The organism is Streptomyces sp. NPDC005195, from assembly GCF_040608315.1.
Lineage (GTDB): Bacteria > Actinomycetota > Actinomycetes > Streptomycetales > Streptomycetaceae > Streptomyces > Streptomyces kaempferi.
The window spans coordinates 198,254-221,492 of record NZ_JBEXHZ010000001.1; the positions used below are offsets into that span (position 1 = coordinate 198,254).

15 protein-coding genes are annotated in these 23,239 nt (G+C 71.1%); 8 read left to right on the forward strand and 7 right to left on the reverse strand.

Annotated elements, in window-relative coordinates; all coding sequences use genetic code 11:
* Positions 1-89: 89 nt before the first annotated feature.
* Both ABZV34_RS00860 and ABZV34_RS00865 read left to right on the forward strand, forming a co-directional pair.
* Positions 90-1,751, forward strand: coding sequence for a M4 family metallopeptidase (locus tag ABZV34_RS00860; RefSeq protein WP_356270147.1), 1,662 nt, complete (start codon positions 90-92; stop codon positions 1,749-1,751).
* A gap of 68 nt (positions 1,752-1,819) precedes the next feature.
* Positions 1,820-2,338: a DUF1990 domain-containing protein gene (locus ABZV34_RS00865; protein ID WP_356270148.1), complete on the forward strand. Its 519-nt coding sequence runs from the start codon at positions 1,820-1,822 to the stop codon at positions 2,336-2,338.
* A gap of 37 nt (positions 2,339-2,375) precedes the next feature.
* Here the strand turns inward: ABZV34_RS00865 and ABZV34_RS00870 are convergent, their stop codons facing one another.
* Positions 2,376-4,994, reverse strand: a complete 2,619-nt coding sequence (locus ABZV34_RS00870; RefSeq protein ID WP_356270691.1) for a glycosyltransferase family 1 protein — start codon at positions 4,992-4,994, stop codon at positions 2,376-2,378.
* 385 nt (positions 4,995-5,379) lie between these two features.
* Between ABZV34_RS00870 and ABZV34_RS00875 the strand changes: the two genes are divergently transcribed.
* From ABZV34_RS00875 to glgB, 5 genes are all read left to right on the forward strand, one after another.
* The gene (locus ABZV34_RS00875) at positions 5,380-6,582 is read left to right on the forward strand and encodes a S8 family peptidase (RefSeq protein WP_356270150.1); all 1,203 of its coding nucleotides are present in this window, start codon (positions 5,380-5,382) and stop codon (positions 6,580-6,582) included.
* A gap of 200 nt (positions 6,583-6,782) precedes the next feature.
* Positions 6,783-8,900, forward strand: coding sequence for an alpha-1,4-glucan--maltose-1-phosphate maltosyltransferase (locus ABZV34_RS00880; RefSeq protein ID WP_356270152.1), 2,118 nt, complete (start codon positions 6,783-6,785; stop codon positions 8,898-8,900).
* Entirely contained in the window at positions 8,897-10,624 is a 1,728-nt protein-coding gene (treS, locus tag ABZV34_RS00885) for a maltose alpha-D-glucosyltransferase (RefSeq protein WP_356270154.1), read from the forward strand. The genes ABZV34_RS00880 and treS overlap by 4 nt, the downstream gene beginning before the upstream one ends.
* 131 nt (positions 10,625-10,755) lie before the next feature.
* A complete protein-coding gene (locus ABZV34_RS00890; RefSeq protein ID WP_356270156.1) occupies positions 10,756-12,204 on the forward strand; it encodes a maltokinase in 1,449 nt (482 codons plus the stop codon).
* A gap of 35 nt (positions 12,205-12,239) precedes the next feature.
* Positions 12,240-14,795: a 1,4-alpha-glucan branching enzyme gene (glgB, locus tag ABZV34_RS00895; RefSeq protein WP_356270158.1), complete on the forward strand. Its 2,556-nt coding sequence runs from the start codon at positions 12,240-12,242 to the stop codon at positions 14,793-14,795.
* Positions 14,796-14,910: 115 nt separating this feature from the next.
* Here glgB and ABZV34_RS00900 read toward each other — a convergent pair whose 3' ends face one another.
* The 5 genes from ABZV34_RS00900 to ABZV34_RS00920 all read right to left on the reverse strand — a co-directional run bounded on the left by ABZV34_RS00900 (position 14,911) and on the right by ABZV34_RS00920 (position 20,840).
* Positions 14,911-17,133 carry an ATP-dependent DNA helicase gene (locus tag ABZV34_RS00900; RefSeq protein WP_356270160.1) on the reverse strand — a complete coding sequence of 741 codons (2,223 nt, stop codon included), beginning with the start codon at positions 17,131-17,133 and terminating at the stop codon, positions 14,911-14,913.
* Between the two features lie 192 nt (positions 17,134-17,325).
* Positions 17,326-17,640: a thioredoxin domain-containing protein gene (locus ABZV34_RS00905; protein ID WP_356270693.1), complete on the reverse strand. Its 315-nt coding sequence runs from the start codon at positions 17,638-17,640 to the stop codon at positions 17,326-17,328.
* Positions 17,641-17,654: 14 nt separating this feature from the next.
* Positions 17,655-18,083, reverse strand: a complete 429-nt coding sequence (locus ABZV34_RS00910) for a MerR family transcriptional regulator (RefSeq protein ID WP_356270162.1) — start codon at positions 18,081-18,083, stop codon at positions 17,655-17,657.
* A 57-nt stretch (positions 18,084-18,140) separates the two neighbouring features.
* Positions 18,141-18,911, reverse strand: a complete 771-nt coding sequence (locus ABZV34_RS00915; RefSeq protein WP_356270164.1) for a DUF2127 domain-containing protein — start codon at positions 18,909-18,911, stop codon at positions 18,141-18,143.
* Between the two features lie 141 nt (positions 18,912-19,052).
* Positions 19,053-20,840: an MFS transporter gene (locus ABZV34_RS00920; protein WP_356270166.1), complete on the reverse strand. Its 1,788-nt coding sequence runs from the start codon at positions 20,838-20,840 to the stop codon at positions 19,053-19,055.
* A gap of 149 nt (positions 20,841-20,989) precedes the next feature.
* On the opposite strand from ABZV34_RS00920, the gene ABZV34_RS00925 reads away from it, so the two are divergent.
* The gene (locus ABZV34_RS00925; protein ID WP_356270168.1) at positions 20,990-21,613 is read left to right on the forward strand and encodes a TetR/AcrR family transcriptional regulator; all 624 of its coding nucleotides are present in this window, start codon (positions 20,990-20,992) and stop codon (positions 21,611-21,613) included.
* Between the two features lie 202 nt (positions 21,614-21,815).
* Here ABZV34_RS00925 and ABZV34_RS00930 read toward each other — a convergent pair whose 3' ends face one another.
* Positions 21,816-23,234, reverse strand: a complete 1,419-nt coding sequence (locus ABZV34_RS00930) for a cation:dicarboxylase symporter family transporter (protein WP_356270170.1) — start codon at positions 23,232-23,234, stop codon at positions 21,816-21,818.
* Positions 23,235-23,239: the final 5 nt, after the last annotated feature.

The window sequence follows — 23,239 nt, forward strand, 5'->3', positions numbered from 1 at the left end:
CTTCCACCGCACGGCTCACCCGCACCGCAACTTCACCCCGTCCGGACGACCACCCCACGGCGCCCGGACGCCCCACAGAAGGAGCTTGCGTGACTCCCCTCTACGCGCGTCACCAGCGCACCACTCTGGCCATCGCCACCGCTGTCGCCGCCGGAGCCCTGCTCACCACCGGTCTGACCACCGGTGCCTCCGCCCAGACCGAGCCCCTCGCCGCAGCCGGCGGCGCGAAGCTCCCCGGTGCCACGGCGCAGCTGTCCGCCGCCGCGCGCACCAGCCTGATCAAGCAGGCCGACGCGGCCGCGCCGGAGACCGCCCAGCAGATAGGTCTCGGCGCCAAGGAGAAGCTGGTCGTCAGAGACGTCGTCAAGGACGCGGACGGCACGGTGCACACCCGCTACGAACGCACGTACAACGGCCTCCCGGTCCTCGGCGGCGACCTGGTCGTCCACGAGTCCAAGGCCGGCCGGACCGAGGGCGTCACCAAGGCCGTGTCCGCGGCCATCAAGGTCGCCTCGCTGAAGCCGCAGGTCACCACCGCGAAGGCCGAGAAGCAGGCGCTGACCGCCGCGAAGTCGGCCGGCTCCGCGCAGACCACGGCCGACCGTGCCCCCCGCAAGGTGATCTGGGCCGCCACCGGCAAGCCCACCCTCGCCTACGAGACCGTCGTCGGCGGCCTCCAGGACGACGGCACCCCGAACGAGCTGCACGTCATCACCGACGCGGCCACCGGCAAGAAGCTCTACGAGTACCAGGGCATCGAGACCGGTACCGGCAAGAGCCTCTACTCGGGCACGGTCACGCTCAGCACCACCAAGTCGGGCACGACCTACAACCTGACGGACGGCACGCGCGGCGGCCACAAGACGTACAACCTCAAGCACGGCACGTCGGGCACCGGCACGCTGTTCACCGACGCCGACGACGTGTGGGGCACCGGTACCGCCTCCAGCTCCACCACGGACCAGACGGCCGCCGCGGACGCCGCCTACGGGGCCCAGGAGACCTGGGACTTCTACAAGAACACGTTCAACCGCAGCGGCATCAAGAACAACGGTGTCGGCGCCTACTCCCGGGTCCACTACGGAAGTTCCTACGTCAACGCGTTCTGGGACGACAGCTGCTTCTGCATGACGTACGGCGACGGCTCCGGGAACACCCACCCGCTGACCTCGCTGGACGTGGCGGGTCACGAGATGAGCCACGGTGTCACCTCCAACACCGCGGGTCTCAACTACTCCGGTGAGTCCGGCGGTCTGAACGAGGCGACCTCCGACATCTTCGGCACCGGCGTCGAGTTCTACGCGGCCAACGCCTCCGACCCCGGTGACTACCTCATCGGCGAGAAGATCAACATCAACGGCGACGGCACCCCGCTGCGCTACATGGACAAGCCCAGCAAGGACGGCGGCTCGGCGGACTCCTGGTCCTCCACGGTCGGCAACAAGGACGTGCACTACTCGTCCGGCGTCGCGAACCACTTCTTCTACCTCCTCGCGGAGGGCAGCGGCGCGAAGACCATCAACGGCGTCTCGTACAACTCGCCGACGTCCAACGGCTCCACGGTCACCGGCATCGGCCGCGCCAAGGCCCTGCAGATCTGGTACAAGGCGCTGACCACGTACATGACCTCGACGACGAACTACAAGGCCGCCCGCACGGCGACGCTCTCCGCGGCGTCCTCGCTGTACGGCTCCGGCAGCACGGAGTACGCGACGGTCGCGGCGGCATGGTCCGCGGTCAACGTGAGCTAGGGATCCACCGGACCCTTGGGCGGTACCCGGAGAGCAGACGGCTCCGGGTACCGCCCTACGCTGTCCCCATGGTCTCCCCGGACACTCCCTTCACCTACGAGGACGTGGGCGCGACGCGCGACGGCCGCTGCCCGCCGGGGTTCCGGCCCCTCCACCTCCGCACCCGGATCGGCGAGGGCGAGGCGGTCTTCCGCACCGCCTCCGAAGCCGTCATGACCTGGGCGATGCACCGGGCGATGGGCGTGGCGATATCCGCCGGCGCCGACCGGGCGGCGGCCGGCACCGACGTCACCGTCGGCCTCGGTCCGATCAAGGCACCCTGCCGGGTGGTCTGGACGGTCGAGGAGTACCGCCGCACGGGCTGGGCGTACGGCACGCTGCCGGGCCACCCCGAGTGCGGCGAGGAGGCCTTCGTGGTCGACCGCACCGGCGACGGCACGGTGTGGCTGACCGTGACCGCCTTCAGCCGCGCGGCCAAGTGGTACAGCCGCGCCGCCGGCCCGGCGGCCCGCGGCCTCCAGCACGCGTACGCGCGCCGCTGCGGTCAGGCCCTGCGCCGCCTGTGCGCGGGCCTCGACCCGGTCTGACGGCGGCGCGGGCCCCCGGGCCCCGGTGCGTCCGTCCTCAGCGCATCAGGACCCCGGCCGCCTCCCCCACTCCCTCCGCGGGCACCGCCACGACGCCCACCTCGGCGCTCGACGCGAGCAGCCGGTGCGTGGGCAGGATGCGGACCGTGTAGCCGAAGGGTCCCGTGCGGTCGAGCGAGAGCGGGCCCTCGTACACCCACCGTCCCTCCGGGTCGGGGCCGCCCGCCGGCTTCAGCGGGACACAGGTCGCGTCCGCGATGCGGTCCTGGGAGTCGACGCGCCCGGAGACGGCCTGCACCTCGACGTCGTCGGGGGCGAGGTCGGCCAGCGCGACCCGGACGCGCAGGTTGAGGGTGGTCCCGAGTTCGGCCGTGGTCGTGGCGGCGGAGGCCTCCACGTGGTCGACGGCGACCCGGGGCCAGGCGGCCCGGACGCGGGACTTCCAGGATGCCAGCTCGCGGGCCGTGTCCGGGGAGAGCGCGCGGTGCGAGCGGGCCGCGGGGGTGTACAGCCGCTCCACGTACTCGCGCACCATCCGCCCCGCCAGGACCTTCGGACCGAGATGGGTCAGCGTCTGGCGGACCATCTCGATCCAGCGGTCCGGCAGACCGCCCTGCCCGCGCTCGTAGAAGCGGGGGGCGACACGCTGCTCGAGCAGGTCGTACAGCGCGGCCGCCTCCAGGTCGTCGCGCCGGTCGTCGTCGGTCGCCGTGCCGTCCGCGGTCGGGATCGCCCAGCCGAAGTCCGGCCGGAACCACTCGTCCCACCAGCCGTCCAGCACCGAGAGGTTGAGGCAGCCGTTGAGAGCCGCCTTCATCCCGCTCGTCCCGCACGCCTCCAGCGGGCGCAGCGGGTTGTTGAGCCAGATGTCGCAGCCCGGGTAGAGCTTCTGCGCCATCGCCATGCCGTAGTCGGGCAGGAACACGATCCGGTGGCGTACCCGCGGGTCGTCCGCGAACCGGACCAGTTCCTGCACCAGGCGCTTGCCGCCGTCGTCCGCGGGGTGCGCCTTGCCCGCCACCACGATCTGCACCGGCCGCTCGCCGTGCAGCAGCAGGTCCATCAGCCGGTCCCGGTCGCGCAGCATCAGCGTCAGCCGTTTGTACGAGGGGACACGGCGCGCGAAGCCGATGGTCAGTACGTCGGGGTCGAGCACCCCGTCGATCCAGCCCAGTTCGGCGGTCCCCGCGCCGCGCTGGCGCCAGGAGGCGTACAGCCGCTCGCGCACCTCCACCACCAGCTGCTCCCGCAGTACCCGGCGCAGATCCCAGATCTCCTGGTCGGCGATGTCCGCCACCGCGTCCCAGCGGTCCGAACCGCCGACCGTGAGCGCGTCCTCGGTGCGCTGCGCGCCGATCTGGCGGGCGCCGAGCCTGAAGACCTCCGGCGCCACCCAGGTCGGGGCGTGGACACCGTTGGTCACCGAGGTGATCGGGACCTCGTCCGGGTCGAATCCCGGCCACAGACCGGAGAACATCTCCCGGCTGACGTGTCCGTGCAGCAGGGAGACGCCGTTCGCGCGCTGTCCCAGCCTGAGTCCCATCACCGCCATGTTGAAGAGGTTCGGCTCGCCACCCGGGTAGGTCTCCATGCCGAGGCCGAGGATCCGCTCGACGTCGATGCCCGGGAGTTCGGCGTCGGGGCCGAAGTGGTGGGCCACCAGCTCACGGTCGAAACGGTCGATGCCGGCCGGGACGGGGGTGTGGGTGGTGAAGACCGTTCCGGCCCGTACCGCCTCCAGCGAGGCCTCGAAGTCGAGCCCGGTCTCGGCGAGTTCGGCGATCCGCTCCAGTCCGAGGAAGCCCGCGTGCCCCTCGTTGGTGTGGAACACCTCGGGCTGCGCGTGGCCGGTGAGGCGACAGTACGTGCGTACCGCGCGCACCCCGCCTATGCCCAGCAGCATCTCCTGGAGCAGCCGGTGTTCACTGCCGCCGCCGTACAGCCGGTCGGTGACCCCGCGCTCGCCGAGGTCGTTCTCCTCCACGTCGGAGTCCAGCATCAACAGCGGCACCCGGCCGACCTGGGCCAGCCAGATCCGCGCGCGCAGGGCCCGTCCGCCGGGGAGCGCCAGCGCCACCTGGGCGGGGGTGCCGTCGATCTCGCGCAGCGGTACCAGCGGGAGTTCGTTCGGGTCGAGGAGCGGATAGTGCTCCTGCTGCCAGCCGTCCCGGGACAGGGTCTGCCGGAAGTAGCCGTGCCGGTACAGGAGGCCGACCCCGATCAGGGGTACGCCGAGGTCGCTGGCGGCCTTCAGGTGGTCGCCGGCGAGGATGCCGAGACCCCCGGAGTACTGCGGGAGCGCGGCCGTGATGCCGAACTCGGGTGAGAAGTAGGCGATGGCGGCGGGGAGTTCGGACGACTGGGTCTGGTACCAGCGCTCGCCGGTCAGGTAGTCGCGCAGGTCGTCGGCGACCGCGGCGAGCCGGCGCAGGAAGCGGCGGTCCTCCGCGAGTTCCGCCAGCCGCCGGGGCGGCACGCTCCCCAGCAGCCTTACGGGGTCGCCGTCCGAGGCGGCCCAGCGCTCGGGGTCGACGGACTGGAAGAGGTCGCGGGTCTCGGCATGCCAGGACCAGCGCAGATTGCGCGCCAGGTCGCTGAGCGGGTGGAGGGTTTCGGGCAGTACGGGCCGGACGGTGAATCTGCGGATTGCCTTCACGAGTTCCACCTTCACGAAGGACGTAAGCGGCAGGACGTACGCGGCTGAGGGACGCACGTCCTTGTGCGCCCTTCGTCATCCACGACGTTAGCGGCGAGAGTGCCTCCGCAACTACGGCGCACGGGGGGAACTCCGGTGTGCCGGGCGGGAGGTGCCCGGCCCCGGACGTCCCCTTGACAGGGCCTCGGCCATCACGGTGGCTCCGGCGTGAACTCTCCGCGTTCTTCACCCGCACCCCACGACTGATATGGCCGATTCCGCACTCATGGGCGGCCTTGTGGCACTTCACACCGCACGAGAAGCTGCCAGGTGGTGTGCGGCGGACCGCGGACCGCACCGGTCGGCCCGGTCCGCGCACGCCGAGTCGAGGAGGGGAATTCACGTCATGGCACGGACGAGACAGTGGCGTCCGCACGGGGCGGGGGGCCTGCTCGCGGTCGTGACGGCCGCGGCGCTCTCGGCCGTCACGCTGCCCGCGCACGCCACGTCGGAGGGCGGGCCGGACGGCGCGGGCGCCCCCGGTTCCGTCGGCGGAAGCTACATCGTGACGCTCAAGGGGGGCACCCGGGCTCCGTCCCCCGAAGGAAAGGGCATCGCCTGGAAGTACGGGGCGAGAATCAGCCATACGTACGGCACCGCGCTCAACGGATACGCCGTGCGGGCCGGTGAACGGCAGGCCCGCCGGCTCGCGGCCGACCCCCGGGTGGCCTCGGTCGTCCAGGACACCCGGGTGCGGCTCGACCGGGCCGAGAAGAACCCGCCGTCCTGGGGCCTGGACCGGATCGACCAGCCCGGTCTGCCGCTCGACAGGAGTTACGCGGCGCCGGCGACGGCCGGCGCGGGCGTGACGGTGTACGTCATCGACACCGGCGTCCGGATCACGCACCGGGACTTCGGCGGGCGGGCCCGGTACGGCTGGGACTTCGTCGGGAACGACGGGGCCGCGGGCGACGGCAACGGGCACGGCACCCATGTCGCGGCCACCGTCGCGGGGACGGCGTACGGCGTCGCCAAGAAGGCCCGGATCGTCTCCGTCCGCGTGCTCGGCGACGACGGCTCGGGGACCACCGCGCAGGTCATCGCGGGCATCGACTGGGTCACGCGGCACGCGCACCGGCCCGCGGTCGCCAATCTGAGCCTGGGCGGGAAGGCGAACGCCCAACTGGACGCGGCCGTACGCAACTCCATCGCCTCCGGCGTGACCTACGCGGTCGCCGCGGGCAATGGCGGACAACCGGCCAATCGGTACTCCCCCGCCCGCGTCGCGCAGGCGCTCACCGTCGGCGCCGTCGACCGGACCGACACCCGGGCGCGATTCTCCGACTACGGCGCCTCGCTGGACCTCTTCGCACCCGGCGTGGCGATCACCTCCGCGTCGTACCGGAGCGACACCGCGAGCGCGACCCTCTCCGGTACGTCGATGGCGAGTCCGCACGTCGCGGGCGCGGCGGCGCTCTATCTGGCCGGCCACCGCCGGGCCACACCGGCCCAGGTGGCCAGGGCACTCGTACGGCGTGCGGTGTCCGGAAGGGTCGCCGGCGCGGGACCGGGATCGCCCGACAGGCTGTTGCGGGTAGGCGGTCCCTAGAGACTCGTCCGGGGAGACGGGAACCGGTCCCGTCCGCGCCGGACGCGGCCGGTCCTGTACGCAGACATCTGCCCAAGGAGTTAACAAAGCGCCGGATTGCCCACCCGAATAGGGTGGGAAGGCTCCTGCGGTACAGCCCGCAGGCCCCACCTCCCCACACCCTCATCCGCCCACCCACGTTGACGCGGACAGGAGCGGTCATGCCCGCCACGCACCACACGTCGCCACCCCCGACGACCACCTCCGACACATCCCCCCCACCCGCGGTCGACGCCGCTCCCGGCGCCCCGGAGAAATCCTCCGCCGACCCGTGCGGCGGCGTCGGACGCATCCCCGTCCTCGACGTACGTCCCCTCGTCCTCCAGGGCCGCCGTCCGGCGAAGGCGGTGGTCGGCGAGGCCTTCGAGATCTCCGCCACGGTCTTCCGCGAGGGCCACGACGCGGTCGCCGCGAACGTCGTCCTGACGGACCCGCGGGGCCGCACCGGCCCCTGGACCCCGATGCGCGAACTCGCCCCCGGCACGGACCGCTGGGGCGCCACGGTCGCCGCGGGCGGGACGGGCCGCTGGACGTACACCGTGGAGGCGTGGAGCGATCCGGTCTCCACCTGGCGCCACCACGCGGGGATCAAGATCCCGGCCGGCCTCGACACGGAACTGGTCCTGGAGGAGGGCGCACGGCTGTACGAACGGGCGGCCGTCGGTGTGCCCGTGGGCCAGGGCGGAAGAGCCGTCGTGCTCGCCGCCGTGGACGCGCTGCGTGACGCCGGCCGGCCGGCCGCGGCCCGTCTCGCCGCCGCCCGGACCCCCGAGGTGGACCGGCTGCTCGCCCGCCACCCGCTGCGCGAACTCGTCACGTCCTCGGAGCCGTTGCCCCTGCTCGTGGAGCGCGAGCGGGCACTGTTCGGCTCCTGGTACGAGTTCTTCCCGCGTTCGGAGAGCGGACAGCTGGACCCGCCGGTGCACGGCACGTTCCGTACCGCGGCCGAACGCCTGCCCGCCATCGCGGAGATGGGCTTCGACGTCGTCTATCTGCCGCCGATCCATCCCATCGGCACCACGTACCGCAAGGGCCCCGACAACACCCTTTCCGCCGGTCCGACCGACGTGGGTGTGCCGTGGGCGATCGGCTCCCCGGAGGGCGGCCACGACGCGATCCACCCGGATCTCGGCACCCTCGACGACTTCGACGCGTTCGTGCGCCGGGCGGCGGATCTGCGTCTCGAGGTCGCCCTCGACTTCGCGCTCCAGTGCTCCCCCGACCACCCGTGGGTGGAGAAGCACCCGGAGTGGTTCCACCACCGCGCCGACGGCACGATCGCGTACGCGGAGAACCCGCCGAAGAAGTACCAGGACATTTACCCGATCGCCTTCGACGAGGACATGCCGGGGCTGGTCCGGGAGACGCTGCGGGTGCTGCGGCACTGGATGGACCACGGGGTCCGGATCTTCCGCGTGGACAACCCGCACACCAAGCCGGTGGTCTTCTGGGAGCAGGTCATCGCGGACGTCAACCGCACCGACCCTGACGTGATCTTCCTGGCCGAGGCGTTCACCCGGCCCGCGATGATGCGCACGCTCGGGGCGATCGGCTTCCAGCAGTCGTACACGTACTTCACCTGGCGCAACACCAAGGAGGAGCTGACCGACTACCTCACCGAGCTGTCGGGCGAGACGGCCGCCTTCATGCGGCCCAACTTCTTCGTCAACACCCCGGACATCCTGCACGAGTTCCTCCAGCTCGGCGGCCGCCCGGCCTTCGAGCTGCGGGCGGTGCTCGCCGCGACGCTGTCACCGACCTGGGGCGTCTACAGCGGATTCGAGCTGTGCGAGGGCACCCCGCTGCGGAAGGGGAGCGAAGAATACCTGAACTCCGAGAAGTACCAACTGCGTCCGCGTGACTGGGAGTCGGCGGAGTGTGACGGACATAGCATCGCGCCGTTGCTGGGTGAGCTCAACGCGATCAGACGGCGTAGCCCGGCTCTGCGGCAACTGCGCGACCTGCACTTCCACCACACGGACAAGGAGGCGGTGATCGCCTACTCGAAGTCCGTCACGGACGCCCGCGGATCGAACACGGTTGTGATGGTGGTCAACCTCGACCCCCACCACACCCAGGAGGCCACGGTCTCGTTGGACATGCCGCAACTCGGCCTGGACTGGCACGAGTCCGTGCCGGTGCGCGACGAGCTCACCGGCGAGACCTACCACTGGGGCAGGACGAACTATGTGCGTCTGGCGCCTGGGCACAGGCCCGCGCACATTCTCACCGTCCTGCGACCGTCCTCACCGCACATCGGAGGGTCACCCACCACATGATCATCAACGAGCCCGTACCGGACACCTTCGAGGACACTCCGGCGAAGAACCGCGACCCCGAATGGTTCAAACGCGCCGTCTTCTACGAGGTCCTGGTCCGCTCCTTCCAGGACAGCAACGGCGACGGCGTCGGTGACCTCAAGGGCCTCACCGCGAAACTCGACTACCTCCAATGGCTCGGCGTCGACTGCCTCTGGCTGCCCCCGTTCTTCAAGTCCCCCCTGCGCGACGGCGGCTACGACGTCTCCGACTACACCGCCGTCCTGCCCGAGTTCGGCGACCTCGCCGACTTCGTCGAGTTCGTCGACGCCGCCCACCAACGCGGCATGCGCGTCGTCATCGACTTCGTCATGAACCACACCAGCGACCAGCACCCGTGGTTCCAGGAGTCCCGCACCAACCCCGACGGACCCTACGGCGACTACTACGTCTGGGCCGACGACGACAAGCAGTACCAGGACGCCCGGATCATCTTCGTCGACACCGAGGCCTCCAACTGGACCTTCGACCCGGTCCGCAAGCAGTACTACTGGCACCGCTTCTTCTCCCACCAGCCCGACCTCAACTACGAGAACCCGGCCGTCCAGGAGGAGATCGTCTCCGCCCTGCGGTTCTGGCTCGACCTGGGGATCGACGGCTTCCGGCTGGACGCGGTCCCCTACCTGTACCAGGTCGAGGGAACCAACTGCGAAAACCTCCCGGCAACGCACGAGTTCCTGAAACGGGTACGCAAGGAGATCGACACCCACTACCCGGACACGGTGCTGCTGGCCGAGGCCAACCAGTGGCCCGAGGACGTCGTCGACTACTTCGGCGACTTCCCCTCCGGCGGCGACGAGTGCCACATGGCCTTCCACTTCCCCGTCATGCCCCGCATCTTCATGGCCGTCCGCCGCGAATCGCGCTACCCCGTCTCGGAGATCCTCGCCAAGACCCCCGCGATCCCCCACAACTGCCAGTGGGGCATCTTCCTGCGCAACCACGACGAGCTCACCCTCGAAATGGTCACCGACGAAGAACGCGACTACATGTACGCGGAATACGCCAAGGACCCGCGCATGCGCGCCAACATCGGCATCCGCCGACGCCTGGCCCCCCTGCTCGACAACGACCGCAACCAGATCGAACTCTTCACCGCCCTGCTCCTGTCCCTCCCCGGCAGCCCGATCCTCTACTACGGCGACGAGATCGGCATGGGCGACAACATCTGGCTCGGCGACCGCGACGCCGTCCGCACCCCCATGCAGTGGACCCCCGACCGCAACGCCGGATTCTCCTCCAGCGACCCCGGCCGCCTCTTCCTCCCCACGATCATGGACCCCGTCTACGGCTACCAGGTCACCAACGTCGAAGCGTCGATGTCCTCACCCTCGTCGCTCCTGCACTGGACCCGCCGCATGATCGAGATCCGCAAACAGAACAAGGCCTTCGGCCTCGGCACCTACACCGAACTCCCCTCCTCCAACCCCGCCGTCCTCGCCTTCCTGCGCGAAGCCCCCTCGACCGAGAACGAAGAGGACGAAGGGGACGACCTGGTGCTGTGCGTGCACAACTTCTCCCGTTTCGCCCAGCCCACCGAACTCGACCTGCGCGCCTTCAACGGCCGGCACCCCGTCGAACTCATCGGCGGAGTCCGCTTCCCCGCCATCGGTGAACTCCCCTACCTGCTCACCCTCGCAGGCCACGGCTTCTACTGGTTCCGGCTCCGCGAGGACGCCGTGTAGAACCGAGGCGGGGCGGTTTCCCCCGTCCCGCCCTGGGCACCCATCAGTAACACCCCCGACTCGCCCGGACTCCGGGTCCCTGGGTCCTTGGGTCTCCGGTCCCCCGGTCCCTGGGGAAAGGACGCGACGCCATGTCGGAAGCCGCCACGCACCCTGTCACGGAACCCGTCGCACGCCCCGAGCTGCTCGCTTCGCTCGACCCGCTGCTGCGGGAGTGGCTGCCACGCCAGCGCTGGTTCGCGGGCAAGGGACGTCCGGTCACCGGGTTCTCCCTGGTGACGGCGAACGAGTTACTGCCGGCGTCCGGTCAGCTGGGCCTGCTCCACCTCCTGGTACGGGCGCACCAGCCGGCCACCCCGGCGCAGGGGGCCACCGCCCAGCGGGGCGACTGCTACCAGTTGCTGATCGGCGTACGCGAGGCACTGCCGCCGTGGCTCGCGCCCGCGCTGATCGGGCATGTGGAGGAAGGGCCGCTGGCCGGGCACACCGTCTACGAGGCGCTGCACGACCCACGCCCCGCCGACGTGCTCCTCGAAGCGCTGCGCGCCCGGGCCCGGATCGGCGAGCTGCGCTTCGAGCGCGACCACCGTCAGCAGATCCGGGGCGGACTGGCGCCCCGGCTGGTGACGTCCGAGCAGTCCAACTCCTCCCTCGTCTATGGAGATACGTTCATCCTCAAGCTGTTGCGCCGCGTCGTACCCGGTGTCAACCCCGACCTGGAGCTGCCGCGCATGCTCGCGCGGGAGGGCTGTCCGCGGGTTCCGGCGCCCGCGGGCTGGATGACGGCGGACATCGGGGACGCCCAGGATCCGGCAGCCGGCGAGACCTACGTCCTCGGGGTGCTGCAGCCCTTCGTCCGGGGCGCGACGGACGGCTGGGAGCTGGCGCTGCACGGACTGGCCAAGGGCGAGGACTTCGGCGGCGAGGCGCGGGCACTGGGCCGGGCCACCGCCGAGGTGCACACGGCGCTCGCCCTCGCACTGCCCACGACCACACTGGGGCACGTACAGATGGAGCTGCTGGTCGAGGGCATGACCGAGCGGCTGGCCGCGGCGGCCCAGGCGGTGCCCGCGCTGCGCCCGTACGCTCCCGGTCTGCGGACCGCCTTCGAGGCGCTCGCGGACCTGGCCGCCGAGGGACGGACCTGGACCGCCCAGCGCGTCCACGGGGATCTGCACCTCGGCCAGTGCCTGCGTTCGCCCACCGGAGAGTGGTCGCTCATAGACTTCGAGGGCGAGCCGTCGAAGCCGCTGGCCGAGCGCCGTATGCCGCAGCCGCCGCTGCGGGACGTGGCCGGGATGCTCCGCTCCTTCGACTACGCGGCCCGCTCGAACCCCCGGGCCACCGGCCCCGCTCCGGCCCCCGCCCCTGCCGTGTCCGAGTGGGCCGACACCTGCCGGGCCGCGTACTGCTCCGGTTACGCGGAGGTCGCCGGCCGCGACCCGCGCACCGATCCCGTCCTGCTGCGCGCCTACGAGACGGACAAGGCGGTCTACGAAGTCCTCTACGAGGCCCGGCACCGGCCCGACTGGCTGCCGGTGCCCTTGGCGGCGGTGGGCCGGCTCGCCGCATCCCCCTGACGTTTCCCGCTCACCCCGCCGAGGAGGCCCTGCCCGTGACGCCCCGCCCCCCGTCCGACGACAGTCCGAAGAAGAACGGTGCCAAGAAGCCGGCCACCGGCAAGAAGGCGACGGTCCAGCAGACGGCGGCCGGGAAGGCGGCCGAGGGGAAGCAGGCGGCCAAGTCCCCCGAGAGGTCCGCCGGCAAGAAGCCCGCCGGGAGCAAGGGCGCCGGGAGCAAGGGCGCGAAGTCCTCCGAGAAGACTCCCGAACCGGCTGCCTCCGGCGGTCCCCCGGTACCCGCCGTCGTCGCTCCGGCCCCCGCCGACAACTCTCCCGCCGCCCTCGGCGCCACCGCCGGCATCCCGGACAACTCCGCTTCCCTGCGCGGAAGTTCACAGGATCTCGCCGACAGCGTGGCCGCCTTCACCGGTCTCGGCCCGGACGACCGGGAGCGGCTGCTCTCCGGTACGCACCATGATCCGCACGGCGTCCTGGGCTCCCATCCGGCACCGGGCGGAGTGGCGTTCCTGGCCTTCCGGCCGTACGCCCTGGGCGTGACCGTCGTGACGGACGACCTGCGGGCCGAGCTGCACGACGACGGGGACGGCTTCTTCTCGGCCCTGCTGCCGCTGCGCGCGGTCCCGGACGCGTACCGGCTGCTCGTGGCGTACGAGGAGACGGTCCAGGACACCGAGGACGCGTACCGTTTCCTGCCCGCGCTCGGCGAACTCGATCTCCATCTGCTGGGCGAGGGCCGCCACGAACAGCTCTGGCAGGCCCTGGGCGCCGAGCCGATGACGCATCAGGGTGTGACCGGCACCCGCTTCACGGTGTGGGCCCCGAACGCGCGCGGGGTCCGGCTCTCGGGCACCTTCAACTTCTGGGACGGCACGGGGTATCCGATGCGCTCGCTCGGTTCCACGGGCGTCTGGGAGCTGTTCGTGCCCGGCATCGGCGAGGGCGAACTCTACAAGTTCGAGATCACCCGCCCCGACGGCTCCCGCACCCTGCGCGCCGACCCGATGGCCCGCCGCACCGAGGTCCCGCCGCACACGTCGTCGATCATCCACACCTCGCACCACACCTGGCACGACGACGCGTGGATGGCGAGCCGCGGGGAACGTCCGGTGCACGAGGCGCCGTTCTCCGTCTACGAGGTGCATCTGGCGTCCTGGCGACCGGGCCTGACCTACCGTCAACTCGCTCAGCAACTCCCCGCCTACGTCTCCGACCTCGGCTTCACCCACGTCGAACTCATGCCCGTCGCCGAACACCCCTTCGGCGGCTCCTGGGGATACCAGGTCACCGGCTTCTACGCCCCCACCGCCCGCCTCGGCACCCCCGACGACTTCAAACACCTCGTCGACGCCCTCCACCAAGCCGGCATCGGCGTCCTCATGGACTGGGTCCCCGCCCACTTCCCCCGCGACGAATGGGCCCTCGCCGCATTCGACGGACGCCCCCTCTACGAACACGCCGACCCCCAACGCGCCGCCCACCCCGACTGGGGCACCCTCGAATTCGACTTCGGACGCCGCGAGGTCCGCAACTTCCTCGTCTCCAACGCCGTCTACTGGTGCCAGGAATTCCACATCGACGGACTCCGCGTCGACGCCGTCGCCTCCATGCTCTACCTCGACTACTCCCGCGAACCCGGCCAGTGGACACCCAACGAACACGGCGGCCGCGAGAACCTCGACGCCGTCGCCTTCCTCCAGGAGATGAACGCCACCGTCTACCGCCGCAACCCCGGCGTCGTCACCATCGCCGAGGAATCCACCGCCTGGGACGGCGTCACCCGCGCCACCCACCACTCCGGCCCCGGCGGCTTCGGCGGACTCGGATTCGGGCTGAAATGGAACATGGGATGGATGCACGACTCACTGGACTACGTCCAGCACGAGCCGGTCCACCGCAAGTACCACCACCACGAGATGACGTTCTCCATGGTCTACGCCTACAGCGAGAACTACGTCCTGCCCATCTCCCACGACGAGGTCGTCCACGGCAAGAGGTCACTCGTCTCCAAGATGCCGGGCGACTGGTGGCAGCAACGCGCCACCACCCGCGCCTACCTCGGCTATATGTGGGCCCACCCCGGCAAACAACTCCTCTTCATGGGACAGGAGTTCGCCCAGGGCGCCGAATGGTCCGAGACCCACGGACCCGACTGGTGGCTCCTCGATCCCGCCTACCCCGCCGAAGCCGACCACCGGGGCGTCCGTGACCTGGTCCGCGACCTCAACACCGTCTACCGTCACACGCCCGCGCTCTGGCAACAGGACACCGACCCGTCCGGCTTCCAGTGGGTGGTCGGCGACGCGGCGGAGGACAACGTCTTCGCGTTCCTGCGTCTCGACGCCGAGGGCGTCCCGCTGCTCTCGGTCTCCAACCTCTCCCCGGTCGTCCGCCACGCCTACCGCCTCGGCGTCCCCGACTCCGTCCCCGCCTGGCAGGAGACCCTCAACACCGACAGCGCCCGGTACGGCGGAAGCGACGTCACCAACCCGGACGTCGTCAAGCCGGAACTCCAGGCCTGGCACGGCCGCCCGGCCAGCATCCGCCTCGCACTGCCCCCGCTGTCGACCATCTGGCTCCGGCCGGCCTGAGACCCGGCCTCCGCGGGACAGCGGCCTCCGCGGCGCCGACGGCAGAGCTCCTCGCCCCGCTGTCGGCGCCGCCCGTAGTGACGGCTCCGGTGCGTCGTCATGCCCGCACCCGCTCCTACCCGAACGCCCCGGCCAGGGTCTCCGGCAGCTCCCCGGTGTACAGGACACCCAGCCGCTGGGTGGCCCGGGTCAGCGCCACATACAGGTCGCTCGTGCCGTACCGTCCCGGCTCCACCACCAGCACGGAGTCGAACTCCAGGCCCTTGGACTGGCGGGGGTCGAGCAGAACGACCGTCCGGGTCAGGTCGGGCTCGCCGCCCTCAGTCACCCCGTCGAGCCGGGCGGCCAGCTCCGGGTGCAGATCGCGCGGAGCGACGACCGCGAGGCGGCCCTCCGCCGGGGTCAGTTCCGCCACCGCCTTCGCCACCGCGCCGGGCAGGTCGTCGGTCGCGCGGGCCCACGGGCGTACGCCCGTCGTCCGCACCGAACTCGGCGGTTCGAAGCCGGGGTCTTCCGCGCGGACCACCGCCGCCGCCACCTCCATGATCTCGGACGGGGTGCGGTAGTTGACCGCGAGCCGGGTGTGCTCCCAGCGGTCCTCGACATAGGGGGCGAGAATCCGCTCCCACGACCCGACCCCGGCCGCCTCGGCGGTCTGCGCCGGGTCGCCGACCAGCGTCATCGACCGGGTCGGGCTGCGGCGCATCAGCAGCCGCCAGGCCATCGGCGAGAGCTCCTGCGCCTCGTCGACGATGATGTGGCCGAACGCCCAGGTCCGGTCGGCCGCCGCCCGCTCGGCGGCGCTGCGGTGGTCGTCCTCCTCGTGCCGCTCGGCCATCCGCTCGGCGTCGATGATGTTGTGGGCGGACAGGACCTCGGAGTCCTCCTCGTCCTTGTCCTCGAACTCGTACGTACGGGAGGCGTAGGACACGTCGAGCACGCCCTGCGCGTAGGCGACCTGCGCGCGGCGCTCCTGGTCGGCCAGGGCCCGCGCGACCCGGTCGTCCTCGCCCAGCAGTTCGGCGGCCTCGTCGAGGAGGGGGACGTCGGCGACGGTCCACTCACCGGTGACCGGACGGCGGATCGCCTCGGCGTCCTCCTCGCCGACGTGGCCCTCCGGGTCCGCGAGGAAGTCGGCGACCAGTTGCTGCGGGGTCAGCCGCGGCCACAGCTGGTCGATGGCCGACCAGACCTCGGGATTCTCGGCGAGGTCGTCACGGATCTGGGTGATGTCGCTCGGGTCGAGCAGGTTGGACCCGTCGAAGGGGTCGGTGCCGATGCGCTCGGCGAGCATGTCGGTGAGCGTGTTGAGGATGTGGCCCTCGAAGTACTCGCGGGCCGCGTTGTGCGGCAGACCGGTCTCACGGGTGCGTTCGCGGGCGACCCGCACGAGTCCGGCGTCGAGCATCAGGATGTCGCGGTCGTGCTCGACCGCGATCACCGGGTCGGGCAGCGCCTGCCGGTCGCGGACCACCGAGACCAGCACCTCGGCCATGTCGGCGCGGCCCTTGACCGCCGCGGCCCGCGGGGTGTCGGCGGCCTTGGCCTTCACCCCGGGGAACAGCTCGCCGACGGTCGCGAGCAGGACGCCCGTCTCGCCGAGCGAGGGCAGCACCTCGCCGATGTAGCCGAGGAACGCCGGGTTCGGGCCGACGATCAGGACGGCGCGCTTGGCCAGCAGCTCGCGGTACTCGTACAGCAGGAACGCGGCCCGGTGCAGCGCGACGGCCGTCTTGCCGGTGCCGGGGCCGCCCTCCACCACCAGGACGCCCCGGTGCGGGGCGCGGATGATGCGGTCCTGCTCGGCCTGGATCGTCTGCACGATGTCGCTCATGCGTCCGGTGCGCGCCGAGTTGAGCGCGGCGAGCAGGACCGCGTCGCCGGTCGGGTCCTCGTGGCCGGTGCGCCGCTGGTCGCCGAGGTCGAGGATCTCGTCGTGCACGTCGGTCACCCGGCGGCCCTCGGTACTGATGTGCCGGCGGCGGCGCAGGTCCATCGGGGTGTGCCCGGTGGCGAGGTAGAAGGGGCGGGCGACCGGGGCCCGCCAGTCGATGAGGATGGGGGTGTGCTCGGTGTCGCCGGCGCGGACACCGATACGGCCGATGTGGTGACTGACGCCGGAGGTGAGGTCGATCCGGCCGAAGCAGAGCGAGCCGTCCACGGCGTTCAGCGCGGCCAGCAGCCCCGAACGCTCGGCGACGAGCACATCGCGTTCGAGCCTGGCCTGCATGGGCGTGTTGCCCTGCGCGAGCGCGTCGCCGACGGAGGCCTCGGTGTCGCCCCGCAGCACGTCGACGCGCGCGTACAGCCCGTCGATGAATTCCTGCTCCTGCTGCAATTCACCATCGGGAAATTCTGCGTTTGAGCCCCTGTTTGACAATTCCGCTCCCGCCCGGATATACTGTGGCCAGTGAACTTCTCCACGACTTGATGAATTCAAGTCGCGAACCATTCAATATACGCAGGAATAACCCCCGGGTGCAATTTCCCCGGGGGTTTTTCTTGTGCCGGCCGCATCCGAGGCGCCCGCTCAGAGCACGTCGGACAGCTCCTCCAGCAGCCGCCGCCTTGGCCGGGCACCCACCATCGACTTCACCGGCTCACCGTCGCGGAACACCATGAACGTCGGCATCGACAGCACCCCGTAGGCGTTGGTCGTCTCGGGATTCGTGTCGACGTCCAGCTGGACGACCTTGAGCCGCCCCTCCTCCTCGGCCGCGAGAGCGCTCAGCACCGGCCCCATCTGCCGGCACGGCGGACACCACCCGGCGGTGAACTCCACGAGCACGGGCAGCTCCGCGCCGATCACCTCCGCCTCGAAGTCCGCGTCCGTCACCGAAACCACGCCGGTCGGATCGATCACCGTGTCCGCCCTCCCAGTTCGCACACCGGCTCCGGACCCCCCGGAACCGCCGCGTCGGTGGCCAGCTCGTCGCGCGCCCGCTCGGCCCGCGCCAACTGCGCGTCGACCTCGCTCCGTACCGCCCGCAACTCACCTATCAGCGCGTCGAGTTCACCCAGCTTGCGGCGGTAGACCGCGAGCGAGGCGGGGCACGAGTCCCCCTCGGGATGCCCGGCCCGCAGGCACTCCACGAACGGCCGCGTCTCCTCCAGGTCGAACCCGAAGTCCTGCAGCGTCCTGATCTGCCGCAGCAGCCTCAGGTCGTGCTCGTCGTAGGTGCGGTAGCCGTTGCCGGTGCGCCGCGCGGGCAGCAGCCCCCGCGACTCGTAGTAACGCAGAGTGCGCGTGGTGGTCCCGGCCCTCGTCGCCAGCTCGCCGATTCGCATGCCCCGAACGTAATCCTTGACGTCGGCGTCATGGCAAGGACGGTGGCGGAGGCGCGATCAGGCGTGGGCCGCCACGCCCGCCGACTCCTCGACCTCCAGCAGCGACGCGCTGTGCCGCTCCTCGTCGAAGGCCGCGCGTCCGCCGCGCAGCCCGAAGAGCCGTTTGGCGAGGGCGATGTAGAGGACGGCGAGGATGTTCAGGACCAGGGTGGCGATCTTCAGCCAGCTGACGTGCTCGGTCAGCTCGTAGATCTCCAGGGGCAGGAAGGCGGCGGTGGCGACCACCGTCAGGTACTCCGCCCAGCGTTTCGCGAACCAGAGGCCGCCCGCCTCGACGAGTTCGACCAGCGCGTACACCAGCAGCAGCGCGGCCACCAGGACCAGCGTGGAGTGCTTGTAACCGAAGGACTTCTGGATGGTGCCGACGACCGGCGAGTGGTCGAGGTCGTAGTGGAAGTGCCTGAAGACCGGCCGGAAGACGTTCAGGTAGTCGTCGAAGAGGCGGCGCACGGAGTCCTGGCTGTTGCTGAACCTCCACACCGCGGCCGCGACCAGCACGATGAACACCCCGCGCACGGCCCGCTCGACCGCCAGGAAGCGCAGGATGAACAGATCCCGCAGCACCTTGCCGCGCGGCACGAGCGGCGCCTCCTCCGCGGGCCCCGCGCCGTGCGGCTCGCCGAGCACGAAGTCGCCGCAGCGCAGACAGCGCCAGGCCTCGCCGAGGCTGGTCGCGGCGCGCAGACGGTCGCGCAGCCCCGGTTCGTCCGGCGCGTAGGTCGCGTGGCCGCGACGCGCGCACGTCCGCCGGTCCCAGTCGATCTTCATACTCCGTGCCCTCCGCAGAACATGCAGGACATGCAGAACATCACGTGCCGTGCCGGTAGGTCCGGCACGGCACGGTAGTGCATGTTCTACGAGACGGAGGCCCGGGGGCCACGGTTCCGGGAGCACCGTCGTGGGGCACGGTCAGCGCGCCGCGGCACTCTTCTCTGCCTCACTCTTCTCGGTCTCCGCCTCCGCCTCGGACGCGGACTCGGTCCCGGTCCCGGTCCCCACCTCGGCGGCACCCGCGTCCCCCGCGTCCCCGGCGGCGCCCGCGTCCCCCTCGGCCGCCCGTACCCCCGCCGCGCGCTCCTTCCACGGCAGCAGTACCGCCACCAGTACCGTCCCCACGCCCAGGATCACCGCGCCGATCAGGCTGGTGTGCGCCACCGCGTCCGCGAAGGACGAGCCGACGGCGTCCGCCATCTGCCGTGCCCCGTGGGTGAGTTGGTCGGACTGTGCCTTCAGTTGCGCGGCCTTCTCGGTATGCCCGGCGTGCCCGGCCCGTGCGGCCTGCTCGCCGAGCTGCCGGGCCTTGTCACCGATGCCCTGGGCGACCACGTATCCCGCGCCGACCGAGTCCTGGGCCGTGGCCAGCGCGTCCGCCGGGAGCTTGCCGCCCCTGGTCGCGTCCGAGAGGTGTGAGGAGTACGAACTCGCCAGCACCGAGCCGAGGAGGGCGATGCCGAGCGAACCGCCGAGCTCCAGCGAGGTGTCGTTGACCGCGCCGCCGACACCGAGTTCGGACTCCGGGAACGCGCCCATGATGGCGTCCGTGCAGGGCGAGAGCGCGAGCCCGATGGCGAGACCGAGGATGACGAGGGGAAGGACGAAGTCGCCGTACGACGATGCCGCGTCCACCCGGGTGAGCAGCGCGAGCGCCGCCGTACCGCCGACCATGCCCGCGGTGACCGTGATCCTCATGCCGACGCGCGGGGTGAGGTAGCCGGTGAGCGCCGAGCCGGCGAAGACGGCCCCGGCGAGCGGCAGCATCCGCACGCCGGTGTCCAGCGCGTCGTAGCCGAGCACGAACTGCAGGTGCTGGGTGAGGTAGTAGAAGGCGCCGAAGACGGCCAGGAAGAAGAGCGCGACGGCGAGGTTCGAGCCGGCGAACCGGCGCTGGGCGAAGCGGCGTACGTCGACGACCGGGCGCGGGTGGCGCAGCTCCCACACCACGAAGGCCACCAGTCCGAGCCCCGCGACGACCGCGGCCGTGACGGCCCGGACGCCCCATCCGAAGTGCGGTCCCTCGATGATCATGTAGACCAGCGAGCCGATCCAGACGACCGACAGCAGGCCGCCGACGTGGTCGACGCGATGCCGGTGCGCGGCCCTGGAGGGCGGTACGAGGACGAGGGTGCCGACGATCGCGACGGCGGCGATCGGCACGTTGATCAGGAAGGTGGAGGACCAGCCGTGGTGCTGCAGCAGCGCGCCCGCGACCAGGGGGCCCGCCGCGATGGCGAGTCCGGCCGTGGCGGTCCACAGGGTGATCGCCTTCGCGCGTTCCGCGCGCGGGAAGGTCGCGGCGAGCAGGGAGAGCGTCGCGGGCATGATCAGCGCGGCGCCGACCCCCATCACGGCGCGAGCCGCGATGACCCCGGCGGAACTGTCCACGAGCGAGCCCGCCACCGCGCCGCCGCCGAAGACCACCAGCCCCAGCACGAGCGCGCCGCGCCGGCTGTACTTGTCGCCGATCGCACCGAGCAGCAGCATCAGCGCGGCGTACGGGACGGTGTAGCCGTCGATGACCCATTGCAGGTCGGCGCTGGACAGGCCCAGGTCCCGGGTCATGTCGGGGGCCGCCACGGTGAGGGCGGTGTTCGCCATCACGATGATCAGCAGGCTCAGGCAGAGCACCAGCAGCGCCCACCAGCGCCGGGCGTAGGGCCGGTCCATCCGCTCGACCGGTTCGTTGATGACGAGAACCATGGGTACGGCCGCCCTCTCCTCACTCGATGTGCACACCACCATGCACTTGCACGGCAGTGTGCAATCTACGGCGATGCACAGCACTGTGCAAGTTGATGGGGCGGTGCCCTGGGCGCAGCAGCGGCCCGGCGCCGCGCGGGGCGTGCAGAATGACCGTCATGACCACGGGTAGTGCCAGCCGCGCGGACGCGAACCGCCGCCGCATCCTCGACGTCGCGCTCGCGGAGCTGCTGCGCGACCCCGACGCCTCCATGGACCAGATCGCACGGGCCGCGGGCGTCGTACGGCGCACCGTGTACGGACACTTCCCGAGCCGCGAGGTGCTCGTCAGCACGCTGACCGACGGCGCCGTGGAGGCGGTGGCCGCCGCGCACGCGGCGGGCCGGGAGGGCGTCGAGGACCCGGCGGAATCACTGATCCGCTCGACGCTCGCGGTCTGGGAGATCGCCGACCGCTACCGGCTGCTGGTCGCGCTGGCCCAGCGCAGCGTCACGGTGCAGGGCATCCGCGAGCGGCTCACCCCGGTGCGCGAGGCCTGCGCGGAGGTGCTCCGACGCGGCCTGCGGCAAGGCGTGTTCGAGTCCCCGCTGCCGGCCCCGGCTCTGGCCTACGTGCACGAGCAGATGCTGTTCGCGCTGATGGAGGCGGTGAACGACGGCCTGCTCGCGGCGGAGGAGGCGGGCCGCTCCGCCGCGGTCACCATGCTGACCACGGCGGGCGTACCCGCCTCCCGCGCCACCGCTCTGGTGGCGAAGCTGAGCGAGGAGGAGTGAACGGGAGCGAGGCAGCCGTCGGGCTGCCTCGCTGACCCGCCGACCCGCCGAGCGGCCGGTTCGCCGGGGGAAGGACCCGGCCGCTCGGCGGTCCGAAGGCGCCGGCCTCGTCCAGGGGAACGCCCTGTCAGGAGGAGCGTCCCGTGGGGAGGGGCGCCCCGTCCGGGGGAAGCGGCGCCGGCGCGTGGAGCGGGCGGGGGCGTCAGGCCTTGGCCAGCTCCTTGTCGCCGCCCTGCTCGGGCAGTTCGGCGGAGGCGTCCGCGTCCTCGCCGGCGTCGTCCAGCAGCGTCCGCTCGTCGAAGGGCAGTTCACCGGCGAGCACCCGGTCCACCCGCTCCTTGTCGACCTCGCCGGTCCAGGTGCCGATGAGCAGGGTCGCCACCGCGTTGCCCGCGAAGTTGGTGACGGCGCGCGCCTCGCTCATGAAGCGGTCGATGCCGATGATCAGTCCGACGCCGTCCACCAGCGCCGGCTTGTGCGACTGCAGACCGCTGGCCAGTACGGCGATACCGGAACCGGAGACACCCGCCGCGCCCTTCGAGGCGACCATCATGAAGAGCAGCAGCCCGATCTGCTGGCCGATGCTCATCGGCTGGTCCATCGCGTCGGCGATGAACAGCGAGGCCATGGTCAGGTAGATCATCGTGCCGTCGAGGTTGAAGGAGTAGCCGGTCGGCACGGTGATGCCGACGACCGGCCGGCTGACGCCCAGATGCTCCATCTTCGCGATCAGCCGCGGCAGCGCGGACTCGGAGGACGAGGTGGAGACGATCAGCAGGAACTCCCGGCCCAGGTACTTGAGCAGCTGGAAGACGTTGATCCCGGCGACCAGCTTCGTCAGCGTGCCGAGCACGATCACGACGAACAGGGCGCAGGTGATGTAGAAGCCGAGCATGATCGTGCCCAGCGCCTTCAGCGCGTCCATGCCGGTCTCGCCGATGACGGCCGCCATGGCACCGAAGGCACCGACGGGCGCCGCCCACATGATCATGCCGAGGATGCGGAAGACCAGCTTCTGGATGTGCTCGACGCCGCGCAGCACCGGCCGGCCGGCCCGGCCCATGGCCTGCAGCGCGAAGCCCACGAGCAGCGCGATCAGCAGCGTCTGGAGGACCTGGCCCTCGGTGAAGGCCGAGACGAAGGTGGTCGGGATGATCCCGAGGAGGAAGTCGACCGGCCCCTCGGCGGCGGCCTCGGCCTGCGTGTGCCCGACGCCCTTCACCGCCTCGGTCAGGTGCATTCCGCTGCCCGGGTGGATGATGTTGCCGACCACCAGGCCGATGGCCAGGGCGACGAACGACATGCAGATGAAGTAGCCGAGCGCGAGACCGCCGACCTTGCCGACCTTGGCGGCCTTCCGCACCGAGCCGACGCCGAGCACGATCGTGCAGAAGATGATCGGCGAGATCATCATCTTGATCAGGGCGACGAAGCCCGTACCGATCGGCTTGAGCTCCTTGGCGAAGTCGGGCGCGGCGAAGCCGACCCCGATTCCGAGGGCGACCGCGATGATCACCGCGAGGTAGAGATAGTGGGTGCGGTCCCGCTTGGCGGCGGGTGCGGCAGGTGCCGTTGGGGTGCTGGCCACGGCTGCCCTCCTTGACGACGTCGTCGGCATCATCCGGC